The sequence below is a fragment of the Streptomyces sp. NPDC057099 genome, assembly GCF_042671245.1.
GTDB classification, from domain to species: domain Bacteria; phylum Actinomycetota; class Actinomycetes; order Streptomycetales; family Streptomycetaceae; genus Streptomyces; species Streptomyces purpurascens.
Window position 1 is genome coordinate 15,045 of sequence record NZ_JBHUTX010000045.1, and the last position, 18,790, is coordinate 33,834.

Below are 18,790 nucleotides of genomic sequence, written 5' to 3' on the forward strand. Positions count from 1 at the left end.
CGAGCACCACCCCGAGAGGGAGACAGTGATGCCCACGATGTCGTCCACGACTCCGGACCTCGTGCCGGACTATGAAGCCCTCGTTGAGCACTTCGACGAGTTCGCCGCCGCAGAAGTCGCCCCGCGAGTCCAGCGTATGGAGTCCTGCCCGCACGACGTGGAGCCTGACCTGGCCCTGCTCATGGCAGAGCAGGGCTGGTTCGGAGCCACGATCTCCCGCGAGTACGGCGGCATGCACGCGGGACATCTCATCAAGACGCTCATGATCCAGAGCATGGCGCGGGTCTCGGGCGCGGCCGGCGCCATTCTGCAGGCGAGCCAACTGCCGGTATCGGTGCTCGTGCACTTCGGCAGCAACGAGCAGAAGGCTCTCGTGCTGCCCCGGGTCGCTTCCGGTCAGACGCTGCTGTCGATCGCGGTGACCGAGGAGGAAGCCGGCAGCCATGTCTTGGGCATGGAGACCACCGCCCGCCGTGATGGCAGCGACTGGGTCATCGACGGCAGGAAGGTACACATCGGTAACAGCCACCTCGCCCACGTCCACTGCGTCATCGCCCGCACCGCGTCCGCCGACACAGCCGGCTCGCGCGCCCTGACCGCCTTCCTCGTCGAGGACGACCGCAAGGGGCTGACCGTCGAACCGCACAAGCCCGCCCTCGGCCTGCACGGCTTCAGCTTCGGCCGGCTCTCCTTCGACGGCGTGCGCGTACCCGAGGCCAACGTGATCGGCGAAGTAGGCGACGGCAAGGACATCGCCTACAGCAGCAGCATCCTCTACGGCCGGCCCAACCTCGCTGCGCTGTCCCTCGGCATCCACGAAGCGATCATGGAATGCACCACCCGCTTCCTTGAACGACGCCGCCGCTACAGCGGCACTCTCGCCGACCTTCCCGTCCTGCGCGACCGGGTCGGCGGCATGAAAGCGCGCCTGATGGCCTGCCGCGAACTCGCCCACCGCGCCGCGCTCCTGCTGGACCAAGGCCAGGGCTGCGACGACGTGCTCATCAACTCCAAGTACCTCAACCACAAATGGGCCGTCGAATCCGCCCAGGACGCCATGGAACTGCACGGCGCCCACGCCCTGCGAACGGACTACCCCCTCCAGCGGCTGTGGCGGGACATCCAGCACACCTACGCCCCCGCCGGAACCGGTGAAGTCCAGCGCCAACGCCTGGCCGAAACAGAACTCGGCGCACCGCCCATCCAGTGGTCCGAACGACTCGCCGACAAGACCTCACTCTTCCGCCCCACCACATGAGCCCAAGCCTTGCCCTCCGTTAGTGCCCGACCCCTCGCCACAACGCCGGCCTCCCGGCCAGCCCCTCACGCCCCGACTCTGCCTTCGGAGCAACATGACCGTCCCGCCCAGCACCCGTAGATCCAGCCGAGCCGAAGGATCGGAGCCCACGCCGCAGTACCTGCAGTTGAGGACCTCCCTCACCTCGCTGCGGCGGGCGGCCACCCAGTTCACCGGTCAGACCATTGCGGGCATCGACCGCGACCGCGAGACGATCTGGAAGACGGTGGAGCCCTGGCTTCCGCTCGCAGAGCAGCGGATGGGCGAAGCAGAACGTTCGCCCTCCCACCAGACGCACTGGCGCGCGATGATCAGCGCCGCTCGCCGTCCCAGCGGCACGTGCCTGCCCCGGCCCGACCTCGTCGCGCTGGTCAGTGCCGCACGCCGCCTGCTGCATGCCCTGATGGAGGCCGAGCGACCCGGACCCAGCGCGGGCGACATCGCCGACCGGGTACGCCACGCCATCAGCAGCGGCACCTACCCGCCCGGGAGCCTGCTGGCGGCAACCCGCATCGCGACCGAGACCGGCGCTCCCACCGTCGAGCGCGTCGACCTGGCCCTGCAGGATCTTCAACGCGAAGGGCTGATCACCATCAGCCCCTCCAAGCGAGCCCGGGTAGCCGGATCCTCCATGCCCGAGGACCGCCCCCAGCAGATCGCCACGTGGCTGCGCTTCCTCATCCAGTCGGGCGTCTACCCGCCGAACTCGGCCCTGACCCCCGTACAGCCCCTGGCACGGAGCCTGGTCTCCTCAACCCCCGACGTCTCCCGTGCGCTTCGCCTGCTCGCGGACCAGCAGGTGCTGATCACCGAACGCGGCCGACGCACCCTCGTGCACCCCTCCCCACCCTTCTCCGTGGCCGCACCCACCAGCCTCGACGACCTCATCCTCGAACTGAACCGCCATGCCCGTCCCCGCCTCCAGCTGACCGGCAAGGACATCCTCGCGGCATGCAGCCAGACACACACCTCGTGGTCGAGCCGCACCCTGCCGGACCCCGGCAAGGCCCACGACCTCTCCGGCACTCTGGTCACCGCCGGGGCACACCTCGCTTCGCAGGCCATACGGAACCTGCACGAGCACCCGCGAGACCGCGACGCACGGACCACCATCCGGCGACTCGCCGCCACTGCGCTCGCAGAACAACCCTCCAACAGGTGGGAGCAGACCTGGCGCGCGGCCTGCCTGGGAGCCCTCGTCCGCGAGGTCTACGACCTACACGCGGCCAACACCGGCCGCCCGGATCCGCAGCGGCCTATTCATCCGTCCGTACCGGCGCACCCACGCTTCGCCTGACCTGATGACGTCTTCCAGCTCACGCAGGATCCACACCCCCCCCCTGAGAAAGGACCGTCGATTCATGAAGCTCACCACCGCCGTCCTCATTGCCGGCGCAGCTGTCTCCCTCACTACCGCCTTGGCCAGTGCCGCCCGGCTCGGGCAGAGCGCGCGGCATCAGGCCGAGCAGAACGACGCGATCGTCACCCGGAACCAGCTCGACTGGCTGGACCGGCTGTCCACCAACCCCGACCTCGCCAAGCTCTGGGCGCCCGAGGACATGGACGTCGAGGAGTACATGCAGCTTCTGAATGCCAACCAGCTCCTGTGCGCCCTCGGCCGGCGCGACCGCCTCGGCTTCGTCCGCGACGGACAACTGCCGCTCTACGCCTCGCTGGTCATGAGCAGCGACGTCTGCAGGAGGTACTGGGACCGGTTCGGAATCCTCCGTGCCCAGGAGACCCAGGGCGACGAGCGCGCCAAGCGCTTCACCGAGGTCCTGGACCAGGCCGCGAAGTCCCACCAGAAGGAGCGGCCCGCAGCCGTCTGAAGACGCGGGGCAAGGTGACCACCGAGTCGACCGTCCCGTTCAGGCTCGACATCACCTTCATCAAAGGCACACCAGCAACCGAGACGGTCCTGCCGTGCGGCACGGGCGATGCCTGCGGCAGCGCCTGCAGCGCCACGTAAGCCGGCCGACCTAGCGGTGCGGGACGGACGGATCTTCCCGTCCGTCCCGCACCCGTCCGTCACGAGGGAAGAGAAGAAGGGAGAGCGGTGACAGGGCACGTAGGACCAAGCCTGCACGAGGGCGAGGCTGCCGCAGCACACCGAGATCGGACGGACCTACCACCTATGCCTCAAGACATCGAGGACTACGCCGTCATCGACGACCTGCACACCGCCGCCCTGGTCGGCAAGACCGGCTTGGACTGGGACTGCATTACGCGCTTTGACTCCGCTGCGCAGGGCTGCCAGCTTTCCCCGCCTGCGACTTCGGTAGCCGCTTCATGATCAGCAAGGCACGAAGACCCTTCCGCCCCGGTGCCGCCCTCTGCTGGACGCCGATGCGGGGGGCGACACGATGATGCGCGTGCGATCAGAGAGCGACGGGCGAAACGAGGTCTTACACAAGCACCTGGAGGCGCTGGGCTGGTCAATCAGCGGCCTCGCGCGCCGTATCGCTGAGCGGTGCCAGGTGATGAGCCTGCCCTACACGGTGAGTCCGAGCACGGTCTCGCGGTGGTGCAAGGGCTCCATCCCTGGTGCCGAACTCGCAGCTGCCGCATGTCATGTGCTGTCTACAGCGCTCCACCGGTCCGTCACCCCCGAGAGTCTGGGCTGGCCGTCCGACACTGACCTGATCGCGGCGCAGGCCCTTGAGTACCGGGACGTCCCGCACGCCGTGCGTATGTTGTCCAAGTTGTGGTCGCTTGACGCCATGCGCCGGCGCAGCGTAGTCGAGAGCGCCGTCTCGGCGCGTGTGTTCGGCCCTGCCTCACGCGAGGCACTGGTGATGCCGTCAGACACTGTCATCGGCGGACGGGGCCCTCACGAGGTCACCGCGGCCGACATCGACTTGATTGACGAGCACACGAGGATCTACGGGAGGTTGGACTCCCAGCACGGTGGCGGTGCGTACCGTGGCGTTTTCGCTTCGCTGATGGACACGCATGCTACGCCGATGCTGGCCGGCACCTTCTCAGCTCGGACCGGGCGGAGGTTGTACGGCAGCGTGGTGGACGCGGTCCTTGCGATGGCGTCGATGGCCTACGACGATCGGCTTCCCGGCCTGGCTCAGCGATACGACCTGCAGTCGATGCGTCTGGCTCAGGCGATCGGCGACCGTGCCCGTATCACTCGCGTGCACATTCACCAGGCTCGCTTTGCCGCCACACAGGGCGGGCGGGAAGAAGTTCTGGCGGACGCGCGGAGCGCGGTGCTGGCAGCCGAGGGCACACCACCTCTGGTCAAAGCCTACGCCTGCGTCACAGAGGCCCGGGCCTGGGCGATCAATAGCCGTCCTGACCATGTCGTGGGAGCGGTGAAGCGGGCTCGAGATCTCTTCAACCGTGCGCAGCGGTCGGACGGCCCCAGTTGGCTGGAGTGGTTTGACCGCCGTGAGCTGGAGGGGCAGGCTGCCTGGGCCTTCGTAGTGGCTGGTCTTGCCGATCAAGGACTTGAGGCGCTGAAACAGGCATCGGCGTGTCCTTCGGACCGCGCTCGAGACGCGCTGGAACTGCTGATAACAGAGGCCGAACTGGCCCGGCTGCGCGGCGAGGTGGCAGAGCATGCGGCACTGACCAGGCGCGCTGTCCAGCTTTCCCGTCACCTGGCCAGTCGACGACTCACCGATCGCATCAACCGGCTAACCGCGGGCCAGCCCCTTGACGACTTCTGAGCCCCGCCCTGAGGTCGGAGTACGCCTTCGCGGTCCATGAAGGTCGGTGAACCTCGTTTGCTACCGGCCGGCTGGTGCTACCCATCGTGTGGCGTACCAGTATCCCCACACGCCGCCGGCCGCCGCCGCCAACCAGGCCCAGGGCGACGGCGGGATGCCTATCACCGCGCACGAGGCCGTGGTGAGCAGCCCCGACCCGAGAGCTGGGATGCCCGCGAATCCCAGACGGTGCGGGCGGTCGAATGTCGCCATGCCTCTACTCTGGCAGATCGGTGCTCTGTCGAGAACGGCTGCGTCGGCGCCCGAATGGCGGACTGCTGACTCGCGGTGTTACGAAGCCCGGCAGGCAGCCGGAGTCCGCCCCGCGGTCATGGAGCCGACGCCGATGGCTCGGTGGCCGATGCCAGATCGGGGGCCTTCGACAGGAATTGGTGTGGACAGCTTGGCTTGGCGCTAGGGGCTGGCAGGTGTGTCCTAGAAGGCAGCGCGGCGTGTGTGGCGCTCACTCGCTGGCGTGGGCGGACCAAGTGATCCTGTCTGCGGGGTCGAATGGCGGTCGTTCTGGGAGGGTTCCTGACTTTGTACGGGTTCCCACGTACAGCCATCCCAGCAGCTGTTCCCCGTCGGTGAGGCCGAGGTACTTGCGGACCTGGGGAGCCTCTACGGCCGCGCCGGTACGCCAGATCGCGCCCCAGCCGTGGCTGTGCAGGAGCAGCGACAGGGTGGTGACCATTCCTGCGGTGGCGGCCAGTTGTTCCCACTCTGGAACTCTTGGATGGTCAGGCACCGGACAGTGCACGATCGACAGGAGCATCGGGGCGCGCAGCGGCTTTACGGCGGCGCGTCGGGCCTGCTCCGGTGAGGTCGCTGCCTCACCGAGTACCTCGCCGAGGCGGGCCCGCTCGTCGTTGATCACGGGGACCAGCCGCCAGGGACGAAGACGCCCGTGGTCGGGGGCGGTGGCCGCGGCTTGCACGAGGCGCTCCAGGTCGTCGCGGCTGGGCGCGGGATCGGTGAGACGAGCGGCACTGCGGCGGGCGAGGACCGCCCGCAGAACCGGGTCCGGTTGCGCGGTCATCCGGTTGTCTCCCGGGCTGCGTCGCGCTCTGGATCGCCTTGCGGAGGCGGCGGGGTCATCCTCGGGTCGTCTCCGGCCACGCGTTTGAGGAGCGGGGCGGTGGCGGCCGTGGTGATGACGGTCATGATGACCAGCAGGGTGAACAACTGCTCGTTGATGGCCTCGATCCGGAGGCCGATGCCGAGCACGACGAGTTCGGTCAGGCCCCGGCAGTTCATGAGTGTGCCGACCGCGGCCGACCAGCGCCAGTCGGAGCCGCTGAGCCGGGCAGCGCAGGCCGCGCCACCCCACTTGCCCATGACGGCGACTGCCAGGATCGCCGCGCCCCAGCCCCACTGTCCGGCCGGGAGAGCGGAGAAGTCGGTGTGCAGGCCGGTGTCGACGAAGAACAGAGGAAGAAGGAGGGGCAGGACGACGGCGCGGATTCGGGCGGCGCCGCGCTCCACGGCCGCGAGACCGCGGGGTGCGACGGCGCCGAACAGGAAGGCGCCGAAGGCAGGGTGCACACCGATCCGGTCGGTGGTGTAGGCGCTGAGGCACAGTCCTGCGAAGAGCAGCACGAGGACGAGTTCGTCGGAGGTGCTGCCGGCCCGCTTGAGCAGGGCGAGCAGTACCGGGCGCAGGAGGATGAGGCCGGCGACGAAGGCGGCGGTGAGGGCGAGGGTGGTCAGGGCCGACAGCGCGGTACCGGCGGTGGACAGGGCGACGACGGCGGTGAGAAGGCACCAGGCGAGGGCATCGTCGGTGGCGGCGCAGGTCAGAGCGAAGGTGCCCAGATGCGTGGTTTCCAGGCCACGGTCGGCGAGGATCCGTGCGAGGACCGGAAACGCGGTGATGCTCAGGGAAACGGCGACGAAGAGGGTGAACGGCAGTCGGCTGACCCCGGGGGGTGCGAAGTGCGGGTAGAGCGCTGAGGCCAGGGCGGTGCCGAGGGCCATGGGGAGCAGCACGCCGCTTAGGCTGACGGCGGCGACCGCGCCTCGGGTGGTGCCCAGCGAGCGGAGATCGAGTTCCAGGCCGATCAGGAAGAGGAACGCGAGGAGGGCGAGGTTGCCCAGGGCGGAGGTGACGGGCAGGACGGAGGGCGGAAGGAGGTGGTGTTGGACGCTGGGGGCGAGCCAGCCGAGCAGGGAGGGGCCGAGCAGGATCCCGGCCAGGATTTCGCCGATGACCGGGGGCTGGCCGAGCAGCCTGACGGCGCGGCCTCCTGCCTGGCAGGCGAGGACCACGACCGGGACGGCGAGGAGCAGGGGCAGCAGCGGGTCGGGCACGAGGGCTCCAGAAGTCGGGGCGGGTGCTCGCGGGGGCAGGGCGACCTGGCGACAGGTGTGTGGTGGATCAGGCGCGGTGGAGTGGCAGGGTGGTGCAGCGCAGGGAGCCGGGGATCCGGGTGACCTCGGAGTAGTCCACGATGAGGACCTCGATGCCGCGCTCGGCGAGCTGGGCTGCGATGCGGTCGCTGCCCGCGGTGACGATCACGGTGCCCGGCGCGATCGCCAGGACGTTGGCCTGGACGGCTCGGGCTTCTGCGTCGCTGACGTCGATCAGGTCGAAGCGTTCCTCGAACCAGCGCAGTTGGGCGGGCGGGAAGACACCGCGGTGGATGAGCGCCGTGCCGGGGGCGACGATGTTGAAGTGGTCGTCCAAGTGGACGATGCCGCTGGTGGCGAAGTAGACCGGGACGACCTCGCGCTTGATGCCGTACTCGTCTAATGCGCTTTGGAGGGCGTCGACGCCGGCCTGTGACGTCTCCTCGCTGAGACCGACCAGGACCGCCTGGTCATGGAGCATGACGTCGCCGCCTTCGATGGTGCCGGCCGCGAGCGGGGCGACCTTCGGCATCCCGGCGGTGAGGCCGGCCAGGGCGTCGGCTTCCGGGAGCCGGTGCTCGGAGTTCAGCCGGGCCAGGAAGAACACGTCGTCGATGACGAAGGCGATGTCGCGGGGATAGTGCTGAGCCGAGCACCCGGGTGCGGGGTCCAGGAGGACGACGTCGGTGCCGCGGCCGCGCAGGAGGCTGATCAGGTTGTCCTGCTGTGCGCGCACGGCGGGGGCCGCGTACTGCGTCCACGAGCTGGTGGTCATCTGCCGGGTGAGGACCGGGTGGACGCCAGGGCCTTCGAGGTCGCGGGTGAAGTCGCCGGCGTAGCGCATGGCCACGCGCTTTAGGGCTCCGTATTCGCTGGTGGCATGCGGGGTGAGCATGGTGGGCCTCCCGGGGCCTGGGGCTGCAGAGAAGGGCACGCGGTGGTGCCGGTTGCTGTGCGGGCGGGTCCCGGGGATGGTCCGGGGTGGCCGGCAGGTCAGGATTACCGGCCACCCCGGGGCACAGGGCGGTGTCAGCCGACGGTGCTGTGCTGGGTGTCCGGGACCTGGTCCAGCCAGGCCACCGCACTGTCACGGAAGCTCTGGTTGACAGGGATGAGGTCGGGTCCAGTGGTGTCGTCCAGGGCTGTGACGACGATGCCGATCTCTGGGACGTCGATATCGATCGCTGCCAGGCGGCTGCCGCAGGTGCCGCAGAAGGCCCGCTTTGCCTTCCCCTCGAACGTCGTGAACCAGGTCAGCTCGCCACCGGTCCAGGTGACGTTCTCCGGCTCGAAGCCGGCCCACCACATCATCGGCCCGCCGCCGAGCTTCTGGCAGTGCGGGCAGCTGCACGTGTGCGGGAAGACCGCCTTCCCCCTGACGGTGAAGCGGACCAGTCCGCACAGGCAGGCGCCGGAGCGCTCCTGAGCGGCGGCGACGATGTCAGGGGTGGCGTTCATCAGACCATCTCCGTTGCACGGTGGGCCAGTTGGGCCCACCACTGTGCCATCCCTTCGAGGATCTCCAGGAATCCGGTGAGGGCCTGGGGAAGATCGAGATGGAAGACTTCACTCTTCCGAAGGAAGTCGGCCAGGCCCTCGATATGGGCGGCCTCGACGCTGAGGCCGTCGACCTGCGCCGCGGCGTGGTCGTCGTCGAGGTGGAGACGGTAGTAGTGGTCCAGCTTGGGGAGCTTGCTGCCGCTCGCTCCGATGGTCAGTTCGCCGTACCGGTCGGTGATGTCCCGCAGGAGTTCGGTCTCGGCGATGGCCACGCCCTCGGTGGCGTAGTAGCCGCCGGTGATCGCGCTGGGCTGGTGGGAGTTGACCATCCGCTCGTGCAGGACCAGCAGCATCTGCGTCTCGGGCGCGGGGACGTGCCCGGTGACCATGAGGTCGAGGTCGCTGAGCAGAGCGGTGGAGTACAGGACGTAGTGCGCGGGGACCTTGCCGGGCTCGCCGCCCTCCTCCAGGAAGTTGCGGTACAGCTCGTGGGCGAGCGCCGGGCAGAAGCCCTCGACGGAGGCGGATGCCTGTCGGAGGTAGGCGGCGTTGTAGCGGGCGAAGACGGACGTCTCCTCCAGGTACATCCGCGCCTGGTCCGCGGTGAGCCTGCCGGGGGCCACGAGCTCGGCGATCTGCCGGTACACCGAGTCGATCATGGGTTTGAGGTGCTTGTCGACGAGGACGGTGCCGTCAGTGAGGCTGCCTTGGAGGGTGCGGGAGATCGCAATGCGGGTCTCGGGGTTGGCCTTGAGGAACACCTGCACGAGGGAGTTGTCGGGGGTCATGATGCGGTGTCCTCCGTGGTGGTGGAGCGCGCGGTGAGGTGGATGCCGCCGGTGGCGCCGAGGTCGCGGACGGCGGCGAGCAGCTGCCCGTTGTCGGGCAGGGTGACCGTGGTGCCGGCGTTGAGCTGGGTGACGATGTCGAGGTCCAGGCCCGTGCCGTCGAGGGTGATGCCGGTCTGGTAGCCGCGCAGCAGCACCTCCTGGGAGTCGCCGTCGGCGCTGAGGACGGTGGTCACCCGGTAGGGGGCGATCAGGGCGATCTTGGCGCCGGGCGTGACCTGATGGGGGTCGAAGGCTTCCGCGGCTTCCTGCCGGGCGAGGTCGCCCTCGACCAGCTCCCAGCCGCCGTTGCTGCGCAGCGTGGACCACCGCTGTTCGGCGTGCTCGCGGGCTGCCGCGGGGACGCGGTCGGCGGCGGCGCGCAGCAACTCGCGGCCGACGGCTGCCAGATGCTGGGCGAGGGCGTCGGGGCCGGCGGCCGTGTTCGCCAGCTCGGAGGGTTCGTTGAGCGGGTCGTCGGGCCCGTCACCGGACAGTGAGGCAAGGGCATCCGGGATGATGCGGCTCTGCAGGAGCTGCGCGTACGGGTAGGTATACAGCGGCATGGCCACCGAGACGGAGAACGTGTCCTGGGTGCCGACGTGGAAGACCCGTCGGGGCAGGAACAGCGCGTCGCCCGGCTCCAGCAGGAAGTGCTCGGCCTGCTCCAGCAGCGCCTGGTAGTCGCCGTAGGTGGGCTGTTTGCTGCCGGTGAGCTTCTCGTACTGCTCGGCGGGCCAGCAGTAGAAGTTCTTGGCATTGGGGCCGAGATGGACGAGGAAGGCGTCCTCGTATCCCTCGTGGATCCCGAAGGCGGTGCCGGCGTAGTTGCCAGCGAAGGCCACCAGTTCGGCGCCGCCCAGCGGCAGGCCCCACCCGTCGATGAGGCTCTTCAGGAAGGTGCCGAGGCCGGCGGCGAGGGCGGGGCTGACGGTTTCCAGGTTGTTGATGACCAGGGAGAACCGCTCGGCGTCGGCGAGGTCCTGCATCCACGGCACGAAGGCGTCCACGCCCCCGTTCCAGGACGGGGCGGTCAGTGCCTGGGGCAGGAGGTCGTCGCGGCGGTCCTCGCCGACGTAGACACGCGCGTGCGCCTTGAAGTCGGTGCCGGCGGCGTAGGCCCGGCGGATGGCCCCGAACCCGGCCAGGACGTCGTCCGGGTCGGCGGCGGTGGCAGGGATGATGCCCTTGAACAGGAAGGGCGTGGTCCGTCCGGTGGTGTGGCCGGGGAAGGTGTTGGTCCAAAATGCCTGGTCGGGCGGCCAGGTATAAGCGGTGTCCATCAAAGATCTCCTGACATCGAGTCGAGCTGTCGTGATGGAGGGGAGACGGGGCGCGGTGGCCGGCGCCGGGGTCAGCTGAGGTAGTCCTCGGGGCCGCCGCGGCGCACGGTGTCCAAGGTGAAGCAGTGGAAGCCGCCGCCGAACAGGCGCCGATGGCGGTGGCGGACCGGGACGACGGTGAATCCGCGGGACTCCAGGACGGCGATCAGCTCCGGGTAGAGGGAGTTGACGACGACGGTGTTCTCGTCGATGGACAGGAGGTTGATGTCCATGTACCGGCTGCCGATGGGGATGACGAAACCGAGGTCCCCGTAGTCCGGAAAGTTGCTGTCGTCGGTCTCCGGGGCGTAGATCACGTCCCAGGACTGCATGTCTTTGGGCAGGTACTTCAGGTAGTCCGGGGAGCGCAGCAGCATCAGTCCGGGGCGCAGCGGGACCAGGACGCTGTCGATGTGGTTGTCGGCCATAGCGTCCAGGCGGTGGAACCGCAGGTCGGGCAGGTTGTCCCGCAGCCAGCGCAGGGCGAATTCGTGGTTGTGGTTGGCGACGTTGACCAGGACGTCGCGGCCCAGGCGCATGCACTGGGCACCGTCGAAGACCATCTCCAGGCTGAGGCCCTCGATGTTGCCGGCCCGCTCGCCGTCGGTGGCGCGGGTGACGTCCAGCCCCTGGCGAGTGAAGTAGCTGGAATCCAGGGAGTCGCGGCTCAGGGCGGGCCGCGGCATGCTCAACCAGTTCGTCCCAGGCCGGTAGTAGCGGTAGAAGAGCGGCTTGAGCAGGTCGTTCTCGAAGATCCTGGCGCGGACGTGGGGCGCGGTCTCCACGATGGTGGTGCCCAGGATGATGGTCTGGTCGCGGACGTTGAGCGGCGGGGTGGCCCGGGCGTCCCAGTGCGGGGAGCGGATGTCGACGTCCTTGCCCGGAGCCGCGGGCCGCAGGACGTTCACCCCGCATCCGGTCAGAGCGTCGGCCAGGCCGGCGATGTCCTCATGGAGTTCCTCGACCACTTGCGGCGGGATCGGCAGGAGTCCGTCCTGCGACGGGCTGGTGCACCGGTCGAGGACGGGCTCGACGTTGTCGAAGAAGAACAGCCGCCACGAGGGGTCGATGTGGTGGGCGTTGTAGTTCTCGGCACGTCCCAGGACGACTTCGTCGAGCCGGGTGAACTCGTCGAAGCTGTTCAGGGCGGGCGGCGAGGCAGGCGTGGGCTGAGGCATGATGGGCCGCCTCCTCGGCGGCGGGCGACGGCGCGCGCACTATCGTGGCGCGGGTGCGCACTGAAGGGTCGGTGCCGTATGGGCTGGGTGAGCAGGTCCGAGTGGGTCAGGCGGCCGAGGCGTGCCGACGCGGGGTGCAGGCAGCGCCGGGGGCGGCGAGCCGGGTGATGATGTCCTCGATCACACACGGCTGTTCGGGAGTGGAGCGCCGGCGGAAGAAGTAGCCGGAGCACCAAGGCACTTCTGCGAAGCGCGGGAGCCGCTGCGCGGTGAGGGCGCGGGCCTCGGGCAGGCGCCGCCATGGGATCTGCGGGCACCAGTGGTGGATGGGGTGGAACATGTCGTCCCAGTGGCCTCCGAGCAGGTGCCTCGTGAGCCAGTGAGAGGTCCAGCCGCGGGTCTGCAGGAGGACGTCGTCGTTCTCGATCAGCCCGGCATGGTTGCCGAGATCGGTGATCCAGGTGACGACGGGCCGCACCAGGACGAGGGGGAGCATCCAGTAGAGCAGGAGGTACGGCACGCCGCCCACGGGCCACAGCGCGACGGCGATCCCCACCCAGAGCACGGCCCTGGCGGCCAATGCCCACCAGGTCTCCCCCGGTGCGCGGGTAGCCAGCGTCAGTACCGCGGTCTTCGGCAGCCGCCACAAGGCGTTGCGCACGATGACCCGCAGAACGAAGGAGCGACGGCTGGGCGCGCGGCCCGCCGCACGGATCTTGCCGGCGCGGTAGGACTGGAACATCGGGTCGTCGTCACAGCCGAGTTTGGCGTGGTGGACGTAGTGGCTGCTGCGGTATGGCTCGAAGCCCTCGCCGAGCAGGCCGGTCAGAAGGTAGCCGATGATCCGGTTGGCGCGGCGGGTGGCCATGAGCTTGGAGTGCACGCACTCGTGCCCGAGGTTGGACAGGTGTCGCTGGCGCACCCCGATGTAGCAGACGGCGAGCAGAGGGCCGACGACGTAACCGATAAGGTGGCCGGCGATCGCCGCGACGACGATCGCGACGAGGTCCCAGGCGACGTCCCATAGGCCGATGGTGGGGCGTCCGCAGAGCTTCTCCAGGTCGGTGATGAGCTGCTGCCCGAGGGCCTTGCGCACAGGGCCGGACGCTCCGGTGCCTTTGCGGGTCCTCCCGGCGGCGGGGCTGCCCATCAAGTCCTCCAGTCGGGTGCGGTGCGGGTGGAATGTGCCGGGCTCCGGCGTGCCCGCAGGCGGGCAGCCGACTGGCGAGCTGCCGTTGGCGGGCACGCCGGAGCCGGCGAAGGGTGGTTCAGTCGCAGGTCAGGCGGTGATGAGGCCGCTGTCGGGGCGCATGCCGACCTTCAGCCCGCCCGCGTCGGGGCGCATGCCGAGCTTCAGCTCCGGCGCGTCCGGACGCATGCCCGCCTTCAGGCCGGCGGCGTCGGGGCGCATGCCGAGCTTCAGCACCGCGTCGGGGCGCATGCCGAGCTTCAGCTCCGGCGCGTCCGGACGCATGCCCGCCTTCAGGCCGGCGGCGTCGGGGCGCATGCCGAGCTTCAGCACCGCGTCGGGGCGCATGCCGAGCTTCAGCTCCGGCGCGTCCGGACGCATGCCCGCCTTCAGGCCGGTGTCCGGGGTCATTCCGGCAGTAGCAGTCATGGAGTTCTCCCTCTTCGGTCGCGGGGTGATCCGCGAGTCCGGGTGATCGGGTGGTGGAGCTGCCGGGCCGCGAGTCTCGTACGGTGCTGAACCATCGGCTCGGCGCGCCCTGGGCGCAGGCACACGCCGTTGGAGAAGGCGCGCCGGAGCACGTCCTGTCCATCAGTGAATGAGCCTCGTGGCGCGGTCGCTCTGGGCGCTTGGCCAGTCACGCTATGGCGGCGCCGGAGGGGCCGCAACGGCTCTGGGCGTTGCGCCGGTTGCACGGGACCGTTGCGTGACCGTTGCGCTCTCATGCCACCTGAGCTGCGGAAATACTGAAGTCAGGTCCTGAATGAGCGGCAGATCGGGTCCACGGAAGCTGCAGGGCTGATGGACAGGCTTCTGCTGCCCGCGTTGGCGCGGCTACTTTGTGGCATCGCCGAGGAACCACGCCCGAGAACGCAGTGGTGCTGCGGCTGCCCTCCATCTGCCGCCGGAAGCATCGACCTTGAGGAGTACGCGTGCTCAACCCCGTCGCCATGAAGTCCGACCTGCTGTTCAGCCTGCGGGACACGCTCCGCTCGGAGACGTTTGTCGAGGTGGTCACCCCGACGCTGCGGAGAGCCGACCTCGGCACGGGACGCCGTGTCCTAGTGGACCTTGACGGCAAGCGACACCTGCGGGCGATGATCGGCCCGGCCCTGCGTGTGAACTTGGAGTACCACCGGCGGGTCTTCGAGATCGGCCCGTGCTTCCGGCCCGAGAAGCCGGACAAGCTCCACGCGCCCGAGTTCCAGATGCTCGACCTATACGCCGCCAACGAGAACTTCGAGTTCCTCATCGACCTCGCCGAGAAACTGATCGGCCCGCACATCCCCCACACGCCCCAACGGCTCTCCGTCGCTGGTCACATCCGCGACCAGTTCGGCATCGATCTGCTCCGCGAACCTCTCGGCGACCTGCCCGCACAGATGGCCGCCCACTTGAACATGGGTGCCGACGTGCCGTTCAAGACGGTGCTCGGGAAGTTCATCGAGCGCGAGCTGGAGGTCCAGAGCACCGGCACCGCACTGTTCCTGACCGAGTACCCGGTCGGCGGAGACGAGCCGTGCGCCCGCCTCACACCCGGCACAGCCGCTGTCCTCAGCCGCTTCGAGCTGCTGCTCGACGGCATCGAGGTGGTCAACGGATACGAGGACGAGCCCGACCGTGACGCGTTCGTCGAGCGCGCCCAGGCGGTGGACCTGTACGACGACGAGCAGGCCCTGGCGTGGAAGGCGATCGACGCCGGACGCTTACCGGCCAGCAGCGTCGGGCTCGGCATCGGCATCGAGCGGCTGTGCATGGCCGCCTCAGGTATCAAGAACATCGCCTTCTTCCAGCAGTCGCCCCAGTACTGAGCGCCGAGGACCACCGTCCGGAATGGAGCCGCAATGCCCTTGCCACCACGCTCGCTCGGCGACACCGGCTCCCCGCCATCGCCGGCTGCTGTACCGCGCCGCCGTCCGAGCCGAGAGTCTCGCGTTCACGCCGCCGGATGACCTGCGGCAAGAACACGAAGGCTCCCCCCCCGTAGTCGGCCCTAGGGTTTGCCCATGACCGTGAAGGTTCCCCTGAAAGAGACCGCTCTCAACGCCGAGCGCATCAGCCGCATCGGCCGCGAAGTCCAGGCGGTCTGCACCGAATTCGATGCCGACGGCTTCGTACAGTCGGTGATGGCTGACCTCCCCCGGCTGGAGCTGAGCGCCCGGATCGCCCGCACCAGTGACGGCCTGCACACCCACCTTCCGGTCACTGGCCCCGGTGCGCTCGACATCCTGCTGCGCTCCCTCCCGCCGACTCCCGAGGCAGCCGGCGTTCCAAACGACTTCGGGCTGTACACCTACGCCCCCCACTCCGACTACGTCTCCCGCTACGTGCGCACCGCCAAGCACTTGGACCAGGCTCTGGCCGCTCTGGCACGCATGACCGGCTACTTCTCCGCCGAGCTGCCGGCGCGGCACTTTCTCACCGACTTCCCCGACGAGACGATGAAGGCTGTAGACGTGTGGGCCCGCCACGGGGACTTCCGGGTACGCCGACTGGCCAGCGAGGCCACCCGGCCCCTGCTGCCCTGGGCCCCGCGGCTCACGCTTCCCACCGACGCAGCACTGCCCGTCCTCGAACAGCTCTACGACGACACCCACCCCTTCGTCCGCACCTCGGTCGCCAACCACCTCAGCGATATCGCCGCAGAAAAGCCCGGACTCGTTCTCGAGATCCTTCAGCGTTGGAAGCAGTCGGGCCGCCTCCCAGATAAGCACTTCACCGTCATCGCTCGGGGCGCCCTGCGCAACCGGCTCAAGGAGGGCTGGCCCCCGGCCTACGCCATCCTCGGCTACGCCCACGACGCACCCATCACGCTTACCCCGCTCACTCTGGAGCGCACCGAACTCCGCGACGGGGACACTCTGGACTTCTCCGCCACTCTCACCGCCCCCACCACCACGCCGGTCCACGTGATGATCGTGATCAGCATCACGGGGCAAACCGGCCAGCCGCGGGAGAAGGTCTCCTTCCTACGCCGCGCCACAGCCAAGCCGGGTCAGGAACTGCGGCTCGCCAAGGTGCACCCACTGCGCTCGACCGCCCGGTGGAAGGTATCCGCAGGCTCCTACTCCCTCGCCCTTCAAGTCAACGGCCGCCGCTTCCCCTCCGTTGGCTTCACGATCCTCGACGCCTGACACCGCTTCTGAGCAAAGGCTGCTGGAGACCGAGCCCGATCTCGACCAGACGGGGAGCCAGCCCAGAGGAACCGCCGCATCGCCCTCGCCGCCCAATGTTGTCGGCGTTTCGGCCATCGGAGGCCCGGGGCCGCTCCAGGCCGGACCAGGTATCCCAGGTCCGAAGGGGGCGCTCGCGCAGGAAGTTGCGGGCTTCCCAGCACGACCGAATGACGTGTGTTCGATAACGGCGCCGGGTCATTAAACCTGACGACTCTGCCGCAGCGACCGTCCCAGGGGGAACGATGACCTCGGCCATCACGCAGGACCAGCCGCCACCACCACCGAAGGGCACGTCGCAGGATGACGACCCGCAGGAGGCCGGTGTTCGAGAGGAGGAGTATCTCTACCGCGACGCGTCACGGCTCCAGGCCGGATCCCTGCTGACGTCCCGCACCATGGCTCGGCGCCTGCCCTCGCTCGTGCGGCGCTCGGTGCGGATGGCCTGGCGGGTGGACCGCGGCGCTACCATCGGACTGCTGGTGTGCCAGATCGGGACGGGCGTCCTCGCGGCCTTGGGCCTCTTGGCCGTCACGGGCACGATCACCGCGCTGGTCTCCTCGGGCGACATCACCGAGCGGCTGTGGGACGCCGCTCCGCAGCTGGCCGTCATCGCCGCCGCCGCCGGCCTGCGCGCGCTGCTGGGGATCACGGTCGTCTGGCTGACCGGGCGTCTGCGACCGGTGCTCGGCCGGGCAGCGGAGGTGACGATGATCGAGGCGGCGCTCGGCGCGGAACTGGCCGCCAACAACAAGCCCGGCTACAACGACGCCTACGACATCGCCGACCGCGGCGCCCAGGTCACTCCCGACCTCGTCGAAGAGGCACAGGACGTGCTCGCGGCGACCGCGACGCTCGCCGCCGGAGCAGCCGTCCTGACCGTCCTGCACCCGATGCTCCTTCCTCTTCTCTTCCTCGCGTGCCTGCCGCAGGCCGCCGCCTACGTCCGTTCCGCACGCGTGATCTACCTCGCCGGTCTGGAGACCTCCGGGCGGCGCCGGATGCTGGGCAAGCTGCGCTGGCACATGGCCTACCAGGAGTCCAGCGAGGAGATGCGCGCCTGCTTGGCCGGTCCCTTCCTGATCGGCCGGTACCGGAAGCTGGCCGCCTCGGTCAACGCGGCCGAGCGCAAGGCCGCGAACACGGGCGCCTGGATGGGACTGGCCGGTGCTGTCGCCGGCGGGATCGCCTCGACCGCCGTGTGGGCGGCCCTGCTGTGGCTCCTGGCCTCCGGGCGGATGAGCCTGGCGGCCGGGGGCGGCGCGGTCTTCGCCCTCCAGACGGCCACCGGCTCGGTGCGCGGCATCATCAACGGCGGGGCCCGCCTGGTGCGCACCGGCTGGTACGTGCAGGACTGGCAGAACTTCCTCGACAACGCCCACGGCCAGGCCATGACCGACTCCCGCGGTACCACGGCCCTGCCCGCGGTACCGGAGCGCTTCGAGGTCCGCGACGTCACCTACCGCTACGACGGCGCCCCCAAGGACAGCCTGAGCGGCGTCTCCCTCCACGTGCGGCGCGGCGAGATCGTGGCGCTGGTCGGGGAGAACGGCTCCGGCAAGACGACCCTCTCCCGCCTGCTGTGCGGACTGCTCCTGCCCACCGAAGGCGACGTGGCCTGGGACCACGCCTCCACGGCGGACCTGGACCCGTGGGGGTCATGGGAGCACGTCGCGCTGGTCCCGCAGAAGTTCACCTACCTGCCGCTGACGATGCGCGACAACATCACCTTCGGGCAGGGCGACACCAGCGACGCGGCCCTGCTCGCCGCGTGCGAGGCGTCCGGCGCCGCGGAGATGCTGCCGGGCCTCCGCTCCGGCCTGAACACCCTTCTGACCAGTGAGTGGTTCGGCGGACAGCAGCTGTCCGGCGGGCAGTGGCAGCGCCTGGTCCTCACCCGTGCTTTCCACCGGCAGGCGGCACTGCTGGTGATGGATGAACCCACGGCCGCGCTCGACGCCCGTGCGGAGCACCGGATCTTCTCCGGCCTGCGCGAGCTGGCCAAGGACCGCGCCGTCCTGCTGATCACGCACCGGCTCACCAATGTGGCCGTCGCCGACCGGATCGTGGTCCTGGACGAGGGCCGGATCGTGCAGGAAGGCACCTACACCCAACTCACCCAGGAGCCCGGGCTCTTCCGGTCCTTGTGGGAGTTGCAGCGCCGTATGAGCGGCGAGGCCGAATGATGGCCGGTTCGCCGCCCCGCACCATGCACAGCCCCGGCACCGACGGTGAA

General features: G+C 69.2%; 18 protein-coding genes. 9 read left to right on the top strand and 9 right to left on the bottom strand.

Annotated elements, in window-relative coordinates; translation table 11 throughout:
• Positions 1-28 precede the first annotated feature (28 nt).
• From ACFT4A_RS34430 to ACFT4A_RS34455, 6 genes are all read left to right on the top strand, one after another.
• The gene (locus ACFT4A_RS34430; RefSeq protein ID WP_382838268.1) at positions 29-1,258 is read left to right on the top strand and encodes an acyl-CoA dehydrogenase family protein; all 1,230 of its coding nucleotides are present in this window, start codon (positions 29-31) and stop codon (positions 1,256-1,258) included.
• Positions 1,259-1,424: 166 nt separating this feature from the next.
• Complete coding sequence (locus ACFT4A_RS34435; protein WP_382838271.1) at positions 1,425-2,594, top strand: GntR family transcriptional regulator; 1,170 nt, start codon at positions 1,425-1,427, stop codon at positions 2,592-2,594.
• A gap of 64 nt (positions 2,595-2,658) precedes the next feature.
• Positions 2,659-3,126 carry a DUF6082 family protein gene (locus tag ACFT4A_RS34440; RefSeq protein ID WP_382838274.1) on the top strand — a complete coding sequence of 156 codons (468 nt, stop codon included), beginning with the start codon at positions 2,659-2,661 and terminating at the stop codon, positions 3,124-3,126.
• Between the two features lie 14 nt (positions 3,127-3,140).
• Positions 3,141-3,266: an FxLD family lanthipeptide gene (gene fxlA / locus ACFT4A_RS34445; protein ID WP_382838277.1), complete on the top strand. Its 126-nt coding sequence runs from the start codon at positions 3,141-3,143 to the stop codon at positions 3,264-3,266.
• A 165-nt stretch (positions 3,267-3,431) separates the two neighbouring features.
• Complete coding sequence (locus ACFT4A_RS34450; protein ID WP_382838280.1) at positions 3,432-3,590, top strand: hypothetical protein; 159 nt, start codon at positions 3,432-3,434, stop codon at positions 3,588-3,590.
• A gap of 73 nt (positions 3,591-3,663) precedes the next feature.
• Positions 3,664-4,977 carry a transcriptional regulator gene (locus ACFT4A_RS34455; protein WP_382838400.1) on the top strand — a complete coding sequence of 438 codons (1,314 nt, stop codon included), beginning with the start codon at positions 3,664-3,666 and terminating at the stop codon, positions 4,975-4,977.
• Positions 4,978-5,479: 502 nt separating this feature from the next.
• On the opposite strand, the gene ACFT4A_RS34460 is transcribed toward ACFT4A_RS34455, so the two are convergent.
• The 9 genes from ACFT4A_RS34460 to ACFT4A_RS34500 all read right to left on the bottom strand — a co-directional run bounded on the left by ACFT4A_RS34460 (position 5,480) and on the right by ACFT4A_RS34500 (position 13,810).
• Positions 5,480-6,055, bottom strand: a complete 576-nt coding sequence (locus ACFT4A_RS34460) for a nitroreductase (protein WP_382838282.1) — start codon at positions 6,053-6,055, stop codon at positions 5,480-5,482.
• Positions 6,052-7,326, bottom strand: coding sequence for a cation:proton antiporter (locus ACFT4A_RS34465; protein ID WP_382838285.1), 1,275 nt, complete (start codon positions 7,324-7,326; stop codon positions 6,052-6,054). The genes ACFT4A_RS34460 and ACFT4A_RS34465 overlap by 4 nt, the downstream gene beginning before the upstream one ends.
• 67 nt (positions 7,327-7,393) lie before the next feature.
• Positions 7,394-8,260: a dimethylarginine dimethylaminohydrolase family protein gene (locus ACFT4A_RS34470; protein ID WP_382838287.1), complete on the bottom strand. Its 867-nt coding sequence runs from the start codon at positions 8,258-8,260 to the stop codon at positions 7,394-7,396.
• 134 nt (positions 8,261-8,394) lie between these two features.
• Entirely contained in the window at positions 8,395-8,823 is a 429-nt protein-coding gene (locus tag ACFT4A_RS34475) for a GFA family protein (protein ID WP_382838290.1), read from the bottom strand.
• Positions 8,823-9,653 (bottom strand): DUF3865 domain-containing protein, encoded by an 831-nt coding sequence (locus ACFT4A_RS34480; RefSeq protein WP_382838293.1) that lies wholly within the window; start codon positions 9,651-9,653, stop codon positions 8,823-8,825. Before ACFT4A_RS34480 ends, ACFT4A_RS34475 begins: the two co-directional genes overlap by 1 nt.
• Complete coding sequence (locus ACFT4A_RS34485) at positions 9,650-10,975, bottom strand: JmjC domain-containing protein (protein WP_382838296.1); 1,326 nt, start codon at positions 10,973-10,975, stop codon at positions 9,650-9,652. The genes ACFT4A_RS34480 and ACFT4A_RS34485 overlap by 4 nt, the downstream gene beginning before the upstream one ends.
• Positions 10,976-11,046: 71 nt before the next feature.
• The gene (locus ACFT4A_RS34490) at positions 11,047-12,192 is read right to left on the bottom strand and encodes an inosamine-phosphate amidinotransferase 1 (RefSeq protein ID WP_382838299.1); all 1,146 of its coding nucleotides are present in this window, start codon (positions 12,190-12,192) and stop codon (positions 11,047-11,049) included.
• A gap of 106 nt (positions 12,193-12,298) precedes the next feature.
• The gene (locus ACFT4A_RS34495; protein ID WP_382838302.1) at positions 12,299-13,342 is read right to left on the bottom strand and encodes a fatty acid desaturase family protein; all 1,044 of its coding nucleotides are present in this window, start codon (positions 13,340-13,342) and stop codon (positions 12,299-12,301) included.
• Between the two features lie 129 nt (positions 13,343-13,471).
• Positions 13,472-13,810: a hypothetical protein gene (locus ACFT4A_RS34500; RefSeq protein ID WP_382838305.1), complete on the bottom strand. Its 339-nt coding sequence runs from the start codon at positions 13,808-13,810 to the stop codon at positions 13,472-13,474.
• A gap of 503 nt (positions 13,811-14,313) precedes the next feature.
• On the opposite strand from ACFT4A_RS34500, the gene ACFT4A_RS34505 reads away from it, so the two are divergent.
• The 3 genes from ACFT4A_RS34505 (at position 14,314) to ACFT4A_RS34515 (ending at position 18,740) form a co-directional block, all read left to right on the top strand.
• Positions 14,314-15,192 (top strand): amino acid--tRNA ligase-related protein, encoded by an 879-nt coding sequence (locus tag ACFT4A_RS34505; RefSeq protein WP_382838308.1) that lies wholly within the window; start codon positions 14,314-14,316, stop codon positions 15,190-15,192.
• 195 nt (positions 15,193-15,387) lie between these two features.
• Positions 15,388-16,515 (top strand): hypothetical protein, encoded by a 1,128-nt coding sequence (locus tag ACFT4A_RS34510; protein WP_382838311.1) that lies wholly within the window; start codon positions 15,388-15,390, stop codon positions 16,513-16,515.
• A gap of 284 nt (positions 16,516-16,799) precedes the next feature.
• The gene (locus tag ACFT4A_RS34515; protein WP_382838314.1) at positions 16,800-18,740 is read left to right on the top strand and encodes an ATP-binding cassette domain-containing protein; all 1,941 of its coding nucleotides are present in this window, start codon (positions 16,800-16,802) and stop codon (positions 18,738-18,740) included.
• Positions 18,741-18,790 lie beyond the last annotated feature (50 nt).

What these genes read in the sequence shown, in the direction of transcription:
- ACFT4A_RS34430 (WP_382838268.1), top strand. Translation starts at nt 29, where the DNA reads ATGCCCACGATGTCGTCCACGACTCCGGACCTCGTGCCGGACTATGAA.
- ACFT4A_RS34440 (WP_382838274.1), top strand. Translation starts at nt 2,659, where the DNA reads ATGAAGCTCACCACCGCCGTCCTCATTGCCGGCGCAGCTGTCTCCCTC.
- ACFT4A_RS34450 (WP_382838280.1), top strand. Translation starts at nt 3,432, where the DNA reads ATGCCTCAAGACATCGAGGACTACGCCGTCATCGACGACCTGCACACC.
- ACFT4A_RS34455 (WP_382838400.1), top strand. Translation starts at nt 3,664, where the DNA reads ATGCGCGTGCGATCAGAGAGCGACGGGCGAAACGAGGTCTTACACAAG.
- ACFT4A_RS34460 (WP_382838282.1), bottom strand. Translation starts at nt 6,055, where the DNA reads ATGACCGCGCAACCGGACCCGGTTCTGCGGGCGGTCCTCGCCCGCCGC.
- ACFT4A_RS34470 (WP_382838287.1), bottom strand. Translation starts at nt 8,260, where the DNA reads ATGCTCACCCCGCATGCCACCAGCGAATACGGAGCCCTAAAGCGCGTG.
- ACFT4A_RS34475 (WP_382838290.1), bottom strand. Translation starts at nt 8,823, where the DNA reads ATGAACGCCACCCCTGACATCGTCGCCGCCGCTCAGGAGCGCTCCGGC.
- ACFT4A_RS34480 (WP_382838293.1), bottom strand. Translation starts at nt 9,653, where the DNA reads ATGACCCCCGACAACTCCCTCGTGCAGGTGTTCCTCAAGGCCAACCCC.
- ACFT4A_RS34485 (WP_382838296.1), bottom strand. Translation starts at nt 10,975, where the DNA reads ATGGACACCGCTTATACCTGGCCGCCCGACCAGGCATTTTGGACCAAC.
- ACFT4A_RS34490 (WP_382838299.1), bottom strand. Translation starts at nt 12,192, where the DNA reads ATGCCTCAGCCCACGCCTGCCTCGCCGCCCGCCCTGAACAGCTTCGAC.
- ACFT4A_RS34495 (WP_382838302.1), bottom strand. Translation starts at nt 13,342, where the DNA reads ATGGGCAGCCCCGCCGCCGGGAGGACCCGCAAAGGCACCGGAGCGTCC.
- ACFT4A_RS34500 (WP_382838305.1), bottom strand. Translation starts at nt 13,810, where the DNA reads ATGACTGCTACTGCCGGAATGACCCCGGACACCGGCCTGAAGGCGGGC.
- ACFT4A_RS34510 (WP_382838311.1), top strand. Translation starts at nt 15,388, where the DNA reads ATGACCGTGAAGGTTCCCCTGAAAGAGACCGCTCTCAACGCCGAGCGC.
- ACFT4A_RS34515 (WP_382838314.1), top strand. Translation starts at nt 16,800, where the DNA reads ATGACCTCGGCCATCACGCAGGACCAGCCGCCACCACCACCGAAGGGC.